We start from the raw sequence: 12,332 nt of genomic DNA on the forward strand, positions 1-12,332 counted from the left end.
CCGGCCGACGGCGCAGCCGGCGGCGTCTCGGCTCAGAGCCCGTTGAGCACCCGCACCATGTCGTCCTCGGTGTCGCTGCCGATCTTCTCGAAGACCAGCTTGACGACGGGGGTGGCGAGCTTGGCCGCCCCCTTCATCTCGATGTTCGCGACGTAGGTGATCTCGCTGCCGGTGCCGTGCGGCTCGACGGTGATCGTGTCGGTGGTGTGGGCGGTCTCGTTGGTGCCGACGAACTGCACGTGGCGGTCGTCGAGCTCGGTGAGCTCGTACGTCAGCTCGGTGCTCACGCCGGCGATCTTCGAGGTGTTGTGCCACGTGGTGCCGACGACGACGGGGCCGGCGCCGTTCTGCGTGCACGACTCGGTGCCGGGGTCCCACTGCTCGGCGTGGGAGAAGTCCTTGAGGTACTCGAGGACGGTCGCGGGGGCGGGCTCGACGGTGAAGGTCCTGCTGATCTCGGTCATGTCTCCAGCCTGCGCGACGATCCGGAAGCGGGCATCCCGACGAGCGACTCGCTCGCGCTGCGGCACCCTGCAGCCCGACCTACGTTGGAGGAAAGACACCACGAAGAGGGGAACGAGAATGAGCACCGGAGAAGAGAAGACGCTCGACGACCTGCTGACCGACCTGCGGATCGCGATGTTCACCACGACGACCGACGACGGCACCCTGCGCAGCATCCCGATGGCGCGCCAGGACACCGACCTCGACCCCGCCGAGCTGTGGTTCATCACGGCCAAGGACACCGAGCACACGCAGGACGTCGCCAAGCGTCCCGACGTGCAGCTGACCTTCAGCTCCTCGGACTCGTGGGTGGCCCTCACCGGCCGCGCCGAGGTGGTCGACGACCTGGACAAGCTCAAGGAGCTGTGGAGCTCCTTCGCCGAGGCGTGGCTCCCCGAGGGACCCGAGGGCAGCAACTCGACGCTGATCAAGGTCAGGGTCGATCGCGCCGAGTACTGGGACACACCGGGCAGCAAGGTCGCCACGGCGATCAGCCTCGTGAAGTCGAAGGTCACCGGCGAGCCGTACAAGAGCGACCACGGCGTCGTCGAGAACCCCTGAGCCGATGAGCGGCGAGCACCAGCCGCCGAAGGGCGTGCAGGAGACGGCGCAGCGTGCGGTGCGGTGGATCGAGGACGGCAAGGCCGGACGGAACTTCACCGACACCGGCCGGCACCGGGCCCACCAACTGGCGAACGGCGAGGAGCTCAGCGACGAGCAGGCCACGAAGATGCGCGCCTACTTCGCGCGGCACTCCGTCGACAAGGACGCGAAGGGCTTCAAGCACGGCACCGACGGCTTCCCGTCACCCGGTCGCGTGGCTTGGGACGCCTGGGGCGGCGACGAGGGCGAACGCTGGGTGGGCACCCTCGACCTCTGAGCCACGGCCTCGCCGTGGAGGACCACCGACAGGCCGCCCCGGGCACCCTTCCCGGGGCGGCCTTCCTCTGCCCACCTCCTCGCAACGGCGCCGCGCGGTTCGACGTCTCGTCAGCGGGTACGCCCAGGGCGGCGGCTCGAGTCCGCCGAGGTCGATCGAGAGGACGAGTGCATGACGTTGACCGGAGCCGCGGACGCCACCACCACCCCCACGTGGCTGCGCGTCGCGTCCGTGCCCGCGTCCCACGTGTACGTGCAGCACCTGTCCGCGCCCGACCCGTTGCACGACGACGCCGTGCAACGCCTTCTCGACCCCGCACCCGACGGCGGCACCCTCGTCCCGGGAACCCCGTGGTGGCCGCCGGCGATGCTCGACCCCCGATGGATCGAGCGGCACCACGACGACTTCGACGTCATGCACCTGCAGTTCGGCTTCGACGCGCTCGCGCCGTCTCAGCTGGAGGAGGTCGTGCACGCGCTCACCACCTACGACAAGCCGCTCGTGCACACGGTCCACGACCTGCGGAACCCGCACCACCCGACGCCGGACCTGCACGACGAGCAGCTCGACGTGCTCCTGCGCGCCGCCGACGTGGTCGTCACCCTCACCCCCGGCGCGGCCGATGAGATCCGGCGCCGCTGGGGGCGGGACGCGGTCGTGCTCCCGCACCCGCACGTGGTGGACCTCGCCGAGATGGAGCGGCGCACCCGCGTGCGCGAGGCGCCCGCCACCCGGATCGACCGCGTGGGGGGCGAGTTCCGCGTCGGCCTGCACGTCAAGAGCCTGCGGGCCTGCATGGACCCCATGTCGGTGCTGCCCGTGCTGGTCGACACCGTGGGCCGGCTGCCCGGTGGCGTGCTGCAGGTCGACGGGCACACCGACGTCCTCGACCCCGGCGGCGCCCGGTTCGAGCCCGGGCTCGCCGGGATGCTCGCCGACGCCCCGGACCACGTGGACGTCCGGGTGCACGACTACTTCTCCGACGACGAGCTCGTCGACCACCTCGCCGGGCTCGACCTGTCGGTCCTGGCGTACCGCTTCGGCACCCACTCGGGCTGGCTCGAGCTCTGCCGCGACGTGGGCACCCCGGTGGCCGCGCCGACCTGCGGCCACTACGCCGACCAGGCGCCGGTGCACTCCTTCACCCTGACCGAGGACGCCTTCGACGCACGCAGCCTCGAGGCGGCCGTGCTCGAGGCCTACACCTCGACGCCGGTCCCGGCGCCGACGGCGGCGGAGCGCCTGCGTCAACGGCAGGACCTCGCCGCCGCGCACGCCGAGATCTACGGCAGCCTGGTCACCGACGCGTGCACGCTCCCCGCGGCGGGACGGCGATGAGGGTCTGCCTCGTCGCCTCGTCACGCTTCCCGATCGCCGAGCCGTTCCAGGGCGGCCTCGAGGCCCACACCGCCACGCTCGCGACCGCGCTCACGGCGCGAGGTCACCGGGTGAGCGTGTTCGCCGCGCCGGGTTCGGACCCGACGCTCGGCGTCGAGGAGCTGCCGGTGCGACGCTTCCGTCCGAGCGACGCCGCACGCGCCGACGTCGGCGCACACCCTGACACGTGGATGCAGGATCACCACGCCTACCTCGCGCTCATGCTCGACCTGGTGAGCCACGGGCACGAGCGCTTCGACGTCGTGCACAACAACAGCCTGCACCACCTGCCGGTCGCGATGGCGTCGGCGCTGAGCCTGCCGATGGTGACGACGCTGCACACGCCGCCGCTCGGCTGGCTGGAGTCGGCGATGTCGCTGGCGCCGTCCACGACCCGCTTCGCGGCCGTGAGTCGTCACACCGCCCAGGCCTGGTCGCACGTGGTGAGCGCCGACGTGGTGCCCAACGGCGTCGACACGGACCGGTGGCGTCCGGGCCCGGGCGGCGACCGAGCCGTGTGGACCGGCCGCATCGTCCCCGAGAAGGCGCCGCACCTCGCCATCGCCGCGGCCCGACGTGCCGGGTTGCCGATCGACCTCGCCGGCCCGGTCCTCGATCCGGGCTACTTCGCCGAGACGGTGGCGCCGCTGCTCGGTGACGACGCGCGTCTGCTCGGCCACCTCGGCACCGACGAGCTGGCCGACGTGGTCGGCCGTGCCCGGGTGGCACTCGTGTCACCGCAGTGGGACGAGCCGTACGGGCTCGTGGCCGCCGAGGCGATGGCGTGCGGCACCCCGGTGGCCGCGTTCGCCCGCGGCGCACTGGACGAGGTGGTGGGGGTGGACGCCGGCCGGCTGGCGCGACCCGACGACGTCGACGACCTGGCGCGCGCGGCACTCGAGGCGGCGTCCCTCGACCGCGCGGCGGTGCGTGCCCACGCCGTGCGCCACTGCTCGCTCGACCGGATGGTCCGCCGCTACGAGGACCTGTACCGCCGCGCCGGGGCGCCGCGTCCGTCGAGCACCGTGTCGTCGGTCGCGGAGACGCCGGCATGATCGGCTACTACGTGCACCACCACGGCCGTGGCCACGTGACGCGCGCCGGCTCCCTGCTCCCCCACCTGCCGTCGGGCACCGAGGTCACCGGGCTGTCGTCGCTGCCGCGGCCGACAGGATGGCCGCAGCTCTGGGTCCAGCTCGACCCGGACGCGGACGCCGACCCGTTCGAGCTGCCCGAGGACGCCACCGCGGGTGGGACCTTCCACTGGGTCCCACGAGGGCACCCCGGGCTGCGCTCGCGCATGTCGACGATCTCGCGCTGGATCGACGCGACTCGACCCGACGTCGTCGTCGTCGACACGTCGGTCGAGGTGGCCACGCTGTGCCGCCTGCACGGCGTCCCCGTCGTGTCCCTGATCCAGCCCGGCGACCGGACGGATCCTCCCCACACGCTGGGCCTGGGCCTCGCCGAGCGGCTCGTGGCGCCGTGGCCTGCGGACGTCGCCGACGTCGTGCGCGGGGTGGCACCCGACGACCCACGCCTCGTCCACGTCGGCGCCTTCTCCCGGTTCGACGGCCGTGAGCCCGTGCCGCCGGGCCCGGCACCGTCCGAGGACGGGACGCGGCACGTCGTGGTCCTCTCCGGCGCGGGTGGCAGCGCGCTCACGACCAAGGCTCTCGACCGTGCCCGGGCGTCGACACCGGGCTGGACCTGGACGCTGCTGGGCGGCCCCGACGGCACCTGGGTCGACGACCCGTGGGCGGCGCTCTGCCGGGCCGACGTCGTCGTGACCCACGCCGGGCAGAACGCCCTGGCCGAGGTTGCCGCGGCCCGCCGCCCGGCCGTGGTGATCCCGCAGGAGCGTCCCCACGACGAGCAGCGCACGAGCGCGGCGGCACTCGCCGCCGACGGCCGGCTGCCGGTGCTGGTGCTCCAGGAGTTCGCGGACGACGGCTGGCCCGACGTGCTCGACCGGGTCGCCGAGCTCGACGGGTCCGCGTGGCAGCGATGGAACGACGGGCAGGGGGCGCGGCGGCTCGCCGCCGTGGTGCTCGAGGTCGCGGGACGGGCGGGCGCGTGAACCTCGACGCCGCCGCGCCCCGCATCGCCGTCGTGACGGTCGCGCACGGTCGCCACGACCACCTGCAGCTGCAGCACCGGTCCCTCGGGCGCTCGGCGGTGCTCCTCGACGACTGGATCGTCGTGGCGATGGACGACCCGTGGCCGGCGCGGTGGCGGACCGGCTTCCCGCCCACGCCGCACGTCGTCGAGATCGACGCCAGTGACGCCGGGCTCCCGCTGGCCGCGGCCCGCAACCTCGGAGCCCGCACGGCCCTCGAGCGAGGGGCGGACCTGCTGGTCTTCCTCGACGTCGACTGCCTGGCCTCGCCCGGTCTCGCCCTGGCGTACGACGTCGCCTCGCGCCGACCCGACTGCGACGGCGCCCTCCTCTGTGGACCGGTCGCCTACCTGCCGCCGGCACCTCCCGGCGGCTACGACCTGCGCTCCGTGGCCGAGCTGGGCCGACCGCACCGGTCGCGGCCCGCGCCCCCACCGGGCACGGTCGATCTCGACCCCCACGGGCACCGGCTGTTCTGGTCCTTGTCCTTCGCCGTGACGGCCGCGACGTGGGGGCGCATCGGCGGCTTCGACGAGGCCTACGTCGGCTACGGCGGGGAGGACACCGACTTCGCGCAACGCGCTGCCGCGGCCGGCGTGCCGATCGCCTGGGTGGGTGGGGCGCGCGCCGCCCACCAGCACCACCCGACGCAGGACCCGCCCGTGCAGCACCTGCACGACATCGTCCGCAACGCCCACGTCTTCCACGCCCGCTGGGGCTGGTGGCCGATGGAGGGCTGGCTCGACGCGTTCGTGCAGCGCGGCTTGGTCCACGCCGACGACGACGGCTACCGCGTGGCCTCCACCGGCGTCTCCGACGCCCTGTGAACGGCGACGGCCCCGAGCGTCGAGACGCTCGGGGCCGATCTGCGCGCCCGTAGGGATTCGAACCCCAAACCTTCTGATCCGTAGTCAGATGCTCTATCCGTTGAGCTACGGGCGCACGTCCCGAAGGACGGAGACGAGTGTACGGGACGGCGTCGGCGCGACGGAAATCGGGTTCCGTGGGCACGACGCTCGGGGCGCATAGTCCTTCCGGACCAATTTTGCGTCTTTGCCCAAGAAACGACCCCGCCGGGCTCTACGGTGGCCTCACCTGCCCCGACCCCGGGGCCTTCCGTCGGAGGGAAGCTCCCCCATGCCCCGTCATTCCCTGCTGTCCTCGTCGATGTGCGCCAGCGTCGCGCTCGTCGCCGGCAGCGTCGCCTTCGTCGCCGCCCCGGCGACCGCGGCACCCCCGTCCTTCGAGCAGTGCGCCGCCGCGTTCCCCGCCGCCGACCTCGAGTCCGGCCAGACCGTCACGGGCCTCACCACCGCCGGCCGCTCGCGCGGGTCCGACGTGACGCCCGAGGCCTTCAGCGGCACCTACATCGACACCCTCGAGAGCGACGACGGCGACACCCTCGTGTTCGACCTCTCGGGCTCGCGCATCACCAGGAGCGACGGCACCATCGACGCCGGCGTCTGGTCGGGCATCTCCGGCTCGCCGGTCTACGCCGAGGACGGGCGACTCGTCGGAGCGGTCGCGTACACCTTCGGCGGCAACGAGTCGTCGTCCATCGCCGGCATCACGCCGGCCGCCGACCTCTACGACCTGCTCGACGACGAGGACGTGTCGGCCCCCGCCGAGCGCATCACGCTGACGTCGTCGCAGAAGAAGCAGCTCGTGGCTGCCGGTGCGAGCAGCGCCGAGCTCGGCAAGGGCGCCCGCCGCATCGCGCCGGTCTCGGCCATCACCCTCCCGACCAAGTTCGCCGCCGGGTACGCCAAGATCGCCAAGCGCGCCGGTGCGCCCGCGCGTGACGTCGCAGCCGGTGGCGCCAGCCTCGGCGAGGAGGTCCCGATCGTGGCCGGCGGCAACCTCGCCGCCGCCGACTCCTACGGCTCCCTCTCCAGCTACGGCCTCGGCACCGCCACCGCCGTCTGCGGCGACGACGTGGTCGGCTTCGGGCACCCGATGGACTTCCGCAACGCCAGCCGCACCCTCCACGGTGCGAAGACGTCGTTCATCCAGGCCGACGGCGTCGGCTCGTTCAAGATGGCCAACCTCGCCGCACCCCAGGGCGCGCTGACCCACGACGGACTCGCCGGCATCGCGGGCCGCCTCGGCCAGGCCGTCGACTCCGCCATCGTCACGTCGACCGCGCGCTCCGACGGCAAGCCCGCCACGACCTACCGGTCCACCGTGCCGAACCCGGAGGCGCTGACCGAGATCGCCGGCACGCACGCCTTCCGCGACGCGGCTCTCGCGCAGGACCAGCTGGGTGGCGGCGAGTCGCTCGTGTCGTGGACGGTCAAGGGCACGGCCAAGGAGGACGGCAAGCCCGTCACCCTCGAGCGCACGCAGCGCTACAGCGTCACGGACTACCTCGGCGAGTACGTGGCCGACGGCGTGGCCAACGACATCGCGGCGCTGCAGGAGAACGAGTTCGCCAACCTCGACGTCGACGACGTCACGATCGACGACACGCTGACCTCGCCGTACAAGGCGCTGAAGATCGGCACCATCGACCGCTACTACCCGTCGCGCAAGGCGTGGGGCCGGCTCAAGTCCAGCGGCACGCTCACCGTCAAGAAGGGCACGCCGTTCAAGCTCCGCTTCAACCTCGTCAAGGCCGACAAGTACTCCAAGGCCACCCCCAAGTCGGTCGTCATGGAGATCCGGACCTCGGTCTTCGCCTACGGCACCGGCCGGCTGCGGATCCTCGGCGCGAACGAGCTCAGCGGCTGGGAGGACGACGAGGAGTACGGGGAGTCGTTCTACTGGGAGGACGACGAGGACTTCTACTACGACGACGAGGAGGACCCGCTGTCGGTCCCGGCGAAGGAGCCGGAGTCGGCCCAGGAGGTCGCGACCCTGCTGTCGAAGCAGTCCCGCAACGACGACATCCTCGTCTCGCAGGACTTCTTCTCCACCCGCTACGACGTGGTCAACTCCGATCGGACCACCCGCGCCGACTCGGTCGTCTCAGGCGCCTTCCAGTACCGCCTGAAGTACGTGCGCTGATCGCACGCGCACACGGACGACGACGGCGCCGCCTCCCGCACGAGCGAAGGGCGGCGCCGTCGTCGCGCCGGGGCCGGCTCAGCCGACCAGCAGAGGTCTGTACCCCGCACTGACGGTCAGGACCCCGGTGCCGACCGCCGGCGAGATCGCAGCGCTCACCGCGAGAGTCCAGTCACCGAGGCGGATCTCGTCCGGATAGCTCACGGTCACCTGACCGGTCTGGTCGGTGGGAGCACCGGCGAGCTCGGCCTCGAACGCGTCGGCGCTCGCCCGGTCGACGTCGAGCGCCTCGAGCAGGTCGCGGTACCCCTCCGCCAGCTGGTCAGGGGGGATCTCGGCCGTACGGGAGAGGAACGCGAAGATGTCGCCCTCGTGGTAGAACGTCAGGTCGGAGAGGTCGAGCTGGATCGACCCTCCCTCGAGCTCGAACCGCACGGCCCGCGGCTCGTCGCCGCCGTAGTCGGCCCGAGGCTCGGCCTTCCCGATCCCGAACGAGGCGTCGGACGGATCACCGGTCAGGTCCCAGACCTCGACGTCGCCGTCGACCGACCTCGCGGTGGGGTCGGTCCCGACCGATGCAGATGCCGACGCCGAGGCCGACGGGGCGGCTGCCGAGGGCTCGTCACCCCCACCGGTGCACGCCGTCACGGACATGAGGATCGCGACCAGGACCACCGCGGAGCGCTTCACCGTCCCACTCTAGGTCGATCGTCCCTCACCTGCCGGAGACGTCGTGCCGGCAGGCCGCAAGGCGCGGACGACGACCAGACGACGTCAGCCGGTGTTGCGCAGGCCGGCCGCGATGCCGTTGATCGTGAGCAGGAGCGCCCGCTCGGTCTCGGCCGACGGCGACCCGGCGGCGCGGGCCTTGCCGAGCAGCGAGACCTGCAGGGCGTGCAGCGGGGCCAGGTAGTGGTCGCGCAGCTCGAGCGTGCGGCGCAGCACCGGCGCCTGCTCCAGCAGCGACGACTGACCCGTCACGCGCAGCACCTGCTCGACCGTGCGCTCGTGCTCGGCGCGGATGACGTCGAGCAGGTGTCGGGCGTCGTCGGGCACGAGCGCCTCGACGTAGGACGCGGCGATGTCGAGGTCGGTCTTGGCCAGCGTCATCTGCACGTTGGACAGGAACGTGCGGAAGAACGCCCACGACCCGTACATCTCCTGCAGGGTCTCGCCGCGGCCGTCCTCGAAGGCGGCCGCGAGGCCGGACCCGACGCCGAACCAGCCGGGCAGGATGATGCGCGACTGCGTCCAGCCGAACACCCACGGGATGGCACGCAGGTCGTCGAGGCCGCCGGCTCCGCCGGGGCGCTTGGCAGGGCGCGAGCCGATGTTCATCTTGCCCAGCTCGTCGACGGGCGTGGCGGCCACGAAGAACGGGACGAGCGCGTCGTCGCGCACGAGCGCCCGGTACGCGACCTTCCCCTGCTCGGCGACCACGTCCATCGTCGTGTTCCAGCCGTCGAGCACCTCCTGGGGCAGCAGCGACGTGCGGTGCAGCGTCGACGCCTCGATGACGGCGGCGAGCGCCCCCTCGAGGTTGTGCCGACCCAGGCCGGGCAGCGCGTACTTGTCGGAGATGACCTCGCCCTGCTCGGTGATCTTGATCGGTCCGTCGAGCGACCCGTAGGGCTGGCTCATGATCGCCTCGGCCGTGGGTCCGCCGCCGCGGCCCACCGAGCCGCCGCGGCCGTGGAAGAGCCGCAGCACCACGCCGTGCTCGCGGGCCACGTCGCGCAGGGCGCGCTGGGCCCGGTGGATCTGCCACTGCGACGCCGCGATGCCCGCGTCCTTCGAGGAGTCGGAGTAGCCGAGCATGATCTCCTGCACGTCGCCGCGCGCGGCGACGATCCGCCGGTACGACGGGTCCGAGAGCAGGGCCTGGAGCAGGGGTCCGGCGGCCTCCAGCTCGGCCACGGTCTCGAACAGCGGCGCGAAGCCGATGCGCGCCAGCGCCTCCCCATCGACGCCTCCGGTCAGGTCGACGAGCCCGGCCTCGCGGGCCAGCACGACCACGGCGAACAGGTCGTCGACGTCGTGGGTCATCGACACGATGTACGTCTCGACCACCTCGGGACCGTAGGTGTCGAGGGCGACGCGGATGGTCTCCATGAGTCGCAGCGACGCCGACGCAGCCTCCCCCAGCCGGGCCCGGTCGACCGACGCCCCGAGGAGCGGGCGGGCCGACGTCATCTCCTGCTGCAGCCGCTCGATCCGCTGCGGTCGCTCGAGGTCGCCGTACCCGGTCTCGCCGAGCCGCTCGTAGAGGTCGGCCAGGGCGGCGTGATGCTTCGCGGAGTGCTCGCGCACGTCCATGGTCGCCAGCCCTGCTCCGAACGTCACGGCGGTGCGGATGAGCCGGCGGACGGCGCCGTCGCCGGTCAGCGCGTCGCCGGCGGCGAGCATGGACCGGCGTACCAGCACCAGGTCGCGCACCATCTCGTCGAAGGACAGGTAGTCGCGGCCGGGCTCGTGCGGGGTGTCGTTCACGAGCCGGTCGCGGGTGCGCAGCAGGCGCACGCGCACGAAGCTGAGCTTGAGCCGGTAGGGCTCGTCGGCGTTGAGCCGGCGGATGGTGCTCCACGTGATCGGCAGGGCCTCGGCGTCCTCGGCGAGGCTGTCGAGCAGCTCGGTGCTGGCCTCGACGATGCGGGTGGAGGCGGTCATCTCGGTGAGCAGCTCGTCGACCATCGCCACCAGCTCGCTGATCCCCGACGTGTGCTGCAGGTGCAGCACCTCGAGGGTGACGTCGGGCGTGACGTTGGGGTTGCCGTCGCGGTCGCCTCCGGCCCACGTGCCGAAGCGCAGCGGTCGCGACGTCTCGGGCAGCTCGACGCCCACCCGGGCGGCCTGCCGGTCGAGCTCGTCGAGCAGGCCGGGCACGACCTCCGAGGCGATGGAGCGCAGGTAGTACACGGCGGTGCGGGCCTCGTCCTGCGGCTCCGGGCGCACGACGCGCAGCTCGTCGGTCTGCCACAGCAGGTCGATCAGCTCGGCCAGGCGGCGCTCGCCCGTGGCGGTCTCGGACGCCGGACGCCGGGGGTCCTCGAGCTCGCGCACCGCCTCGGCGACCTTGCGCAGCAGTCGCAGCACGGTGCGTCGGCTGGCCTCGGTCGGATGGGCGGTGAACACCGGGCGGTACTCCACGCGCGCCAGCACCGACGTGAGCAGGTCGGCGTCGAGGCTGCCGTCGGCCAGGGCCTCCTCGATGCGCCCGAAGGTGCCGGCGAGCGGACCTTCGGAGCCGATGGTGAGCTCCTGCCAGCGGTGCAGCTGCTCGGTGATGTTGACCAGCTGGAAGTACAGCGCGAACGCCCGCGCGAGCACCACGGCGCGCTCGGGCTCCAGCTCGTCGAGCGCCTCCCGCAGCTCGGCGGCGCCCTGCCCACCGTCGGGGGTGCGCGCGAGGTGCCGCACCCGTTCCACCAGGTCCAGCAGCTCCGGGCCCTCGTGCCGCGTGAGGGCCTCGCCGAGCAGCGTCGTCAGCTGGCGCACCGACGCGCGCAGAGCGGCGTGCTCCTCGTCGGAGGCGACACCCCCCGCGAACAGGGCGGCGTCGGGCGCGCGGCGGTCGGACTCGAGGATCTGCTCGGTCGTGCGGGGGCTGGCGGAGCTCATGGGCCTATCCTGCCGGTCCTGTGTTGCAGGCGTGTGGCGCGTCCAGGGAACTTGCGCAGAGGCTGCGCAGCCGTTTCTCGGAATGCGGTTGCGCCGACCCGTGTCTACCGTCGAAGGATGATCGCCGAGGAGCACAGGATCGCGTCGCCGCAGACGCGCTCACAGCTGTGGGCGAACCTGCTGCGTCTGGAGACGCTGGGCGAGTGGAGTGCGGTGAGTCGCTGCGCGTCCACCGACTCCGACCTCCTCGCTCGCGCGCAGTCGTACCTGTGCAGCCTCCAGCACGGAGCGGACCAGCTCGACGCGACGGTGGTCGTCACGCACCTCGACCCGCCCGAGGAGCTCCGGCTGCGCACCACGTCGCCCATGGCGGTGGTCAACGAGCGCATCGTGCTTGAGCCGGACGGCCGCGGCACGATCGTGCGGTACTCCGCATCGGCCTCGTCGTCGATGTTCGGCCCGGCGGTCACCGTGTGGCTGCACGACCACGTGCGCCTGGTGCAGGACCGGCTGAGCCGCTACGTGCAGCGGACCGACCTGCTGCTGCCCGACGAGCGCTGACCCGCTCCGGGACCCGTGAGGTCCCCCGCCGCCTCCTCCAGGGGTGAATAGAAGCGACGGGGGCAGGGAGACCATACCCAAGGCACGCTCGCGCGGCGGACGCGACTCGCCCACGTCGGACCCTCGCTCCGCCGAGCTCGCCGGCCGGCTCGGCACCGCGCGTGTGACCGTCGCGCGGACGGGTACGTCAGTCGTCGTGAGATCGCACACCCGTCATCCCGTGGACACGCCGGCGCTCCGCCGTGTTCCCTCGGCGTGCCTAGCGTT

11 protein-coding genes and 1 tRNA gene are annotated in these 12,332 nt (G+C 72.6%); 8 read left to right on the forward strand and 4 right to left on the reverse strand.

Annotated elements, in window-relative coordinates; all coding sequences use genetic code 11:
- Positions 1 to 32: 32 nt before the first annotated feature.
- Positions 33 to 464 carry an SRPBCC family protein gene (locus tag NBW76_RS00980; protein ID WP_056552084.1) on the reverse strand — a complete coding sequence of 144 codons (432 nt, stop codon included), beginning with the start codon at positions 462 to 464 and terminating at the stop codon, positions 33 to 35.
- A gap of 118 nt (positions 465 to 582) precedes the next feature.
- Here NBW76_RS00980 and NBW76_RS00985 point away from each other — a divergent pair, with 118 nt between their 5' ends.
- The 6 genes from NBW76_RS00985 (at position 583) to NBW76_RS01010 (ending at position 5,707) form a co-directional block, all read left to right on the forward strand.
- On the forward strand, positions 583 to 1,065 hold the full coding sequence (locus tag NBW76_RS00985; RefSeq protein ID WP_055961525.1) for a pyridoxamine 5'-phosphate oxidase family protein: 483 nt from the start codon (positions 583 to 585) through the stop codon (positions 1,063 to 1,065).
- Positions 1,066 to 1,069: 4 nt separating this feature from the next.
- Positions 1,070 to 1,384: a hypothetical protein gene (locus NBW76_RS00990; RefSeq protein WP_056552086.1), complete on the forward strand. Its 315-nt coding sequence runs from the start codon at positions 1,070 to 1,072 to the stop codon at positions 1,382 to 1,384.
- A gap of 171 nt (positions 1,385 to 1,555) precedes the next feature.
- Entirely contained in the window at positions 1,556 to 2,722 is a 1,167-nt protein-coding gene (locus NBW76_RS00995) for a glycosyltransferase family 4 protein (protein WP_056552089.1), read from the forward strand.
- Positions 2,692 to 3,816 (forward strand): glycosyltransferase, encoded by a 1,125-nt coding sequence (locus tag NBW76_RS01000; protein WP_235492844.1) that lies wholly within the window; start codon positions 2,692 to 2,694, stop codon positions 3,814 to 3,816. The genes NBW76_RS00995 and NBW76_RS01000 overlap by 31 nt, the downstream gene beginning before the upstream one ends.
- Complete coding sequence (locus NBW76_RS01005; RefSeq protein ID WP_056552091.1) at positions 3,813 to 4,841, forward strand: glycosyltransferase; 1,029 nt, start codon at positions 3,813 to 3,815, stop codon at positions 4,839 to 4,841. The genes NBW76_RS01000 and NBW76_RS01005 overlap by 4 nt, the downstream gene beginning before the upstream one ends.
- Positions 4,838 to 5,707: a glycosyltransferase family 2 protein gene (locus tag NBW76_RS01010; protein WP_056552094.1), complete on the forward strand. Its 870-nt coding sequence runs from the start codon at positions 4,838 to 4,840 to the stop codon at positions 5,705 to 5,707. Before NBW76_RS01005 ends, NBW76_RS01010 begins: the two co-directional genes overlap by 4 nt.
- A 42-nt stretch (positions 5,708 to 5,749) precedes the next feature.
- Here NBW76_RS01010 and NBW76_RS01015 read toward each other — a convergent pair.
- A tRNA-Arg gene (locus tag NBW76_RS01015) sits at positions 5,750 to 5,822 on the reverse strand.
- 195 nt (positions 5,823 to 6,017) lie between these two features.
- On the opposite strand from NBW76_RS01015, the gene NBW76_RS01020 reads away from it, so the two are divergent.
- On the forward strand, positions 6,018 to 7,886 hold the full coding sequence (locus NBW76_RS01020; RefSeq protein ID WP_156364634.1) for a hypothetical protein: 1,869 nt from the start codon (positions 6,018 to 6,020) through the stop codon (positions 7,884 to 7,886).
- 78 nt (positions 7,887 to 7,964) lie between these two features.
- Here NBW76_RS01020 and NBW76_RS01025 read toward each other — a convergent pair whose 3' ends face one another.
- Together NBW76_RS01025 and ppc are read right to left on the reverse strand one after the other, a co-directional pair.
- Positions 7,965 to 8,576 carry a hypothetical protein gene (locus NBW76_RS01025; protein ID WP_055961547.1) on the reverse strand — a complete coding sequence of 204 codons (612 nt, stop codon included), beginning with the start codon at positions 8,574 to 8,576 and terminating at the stop codon, positions 7,965 to 7,967.
- Positions 8,577 to 8,660: 84 nt separating this feature from the next.
- Positions 8,661 to 11,504: a phosphoenolpyruvate carboxylase gene (gene ppc, locus NBW76_RS01030; RefSeq protein WP_082481046.1), complete on the reverse strand. Its 2,844-nt coding sequence runs from the start codon at positions 11,502 to 11,504 to the stop codon at positions 8,661 to 8,663.
- 117 nt (positions 11,505 to 11,621) lie between these two features.
- On the opposite strand from ppc, the gene NBW76_RS01035 reads away from it, so the two are divergent.
- On the forward strand, positions 11,622 to 12,065 hold the full coding sequence (locus NBW76_RS01035; protein WP_055961551.1) for a hypothetical protein: 444 nt from the start codon (positions 11,622 to 11,624) through the stop codon (positions 12,063 to 12,065).
- Positions 12,066 to 12,332 lie beyond the last annotated feature (267 nt).

Origin of the sequence: Aeromicrobium sp. Leaf245, from assembly GCF_942548115.1 — a bacterium.
GTDB lineage: Bacteria > Actinomycetota > Actinomycetes > Propionibacteriales > Nocardioidaceae > Aeromicrobium.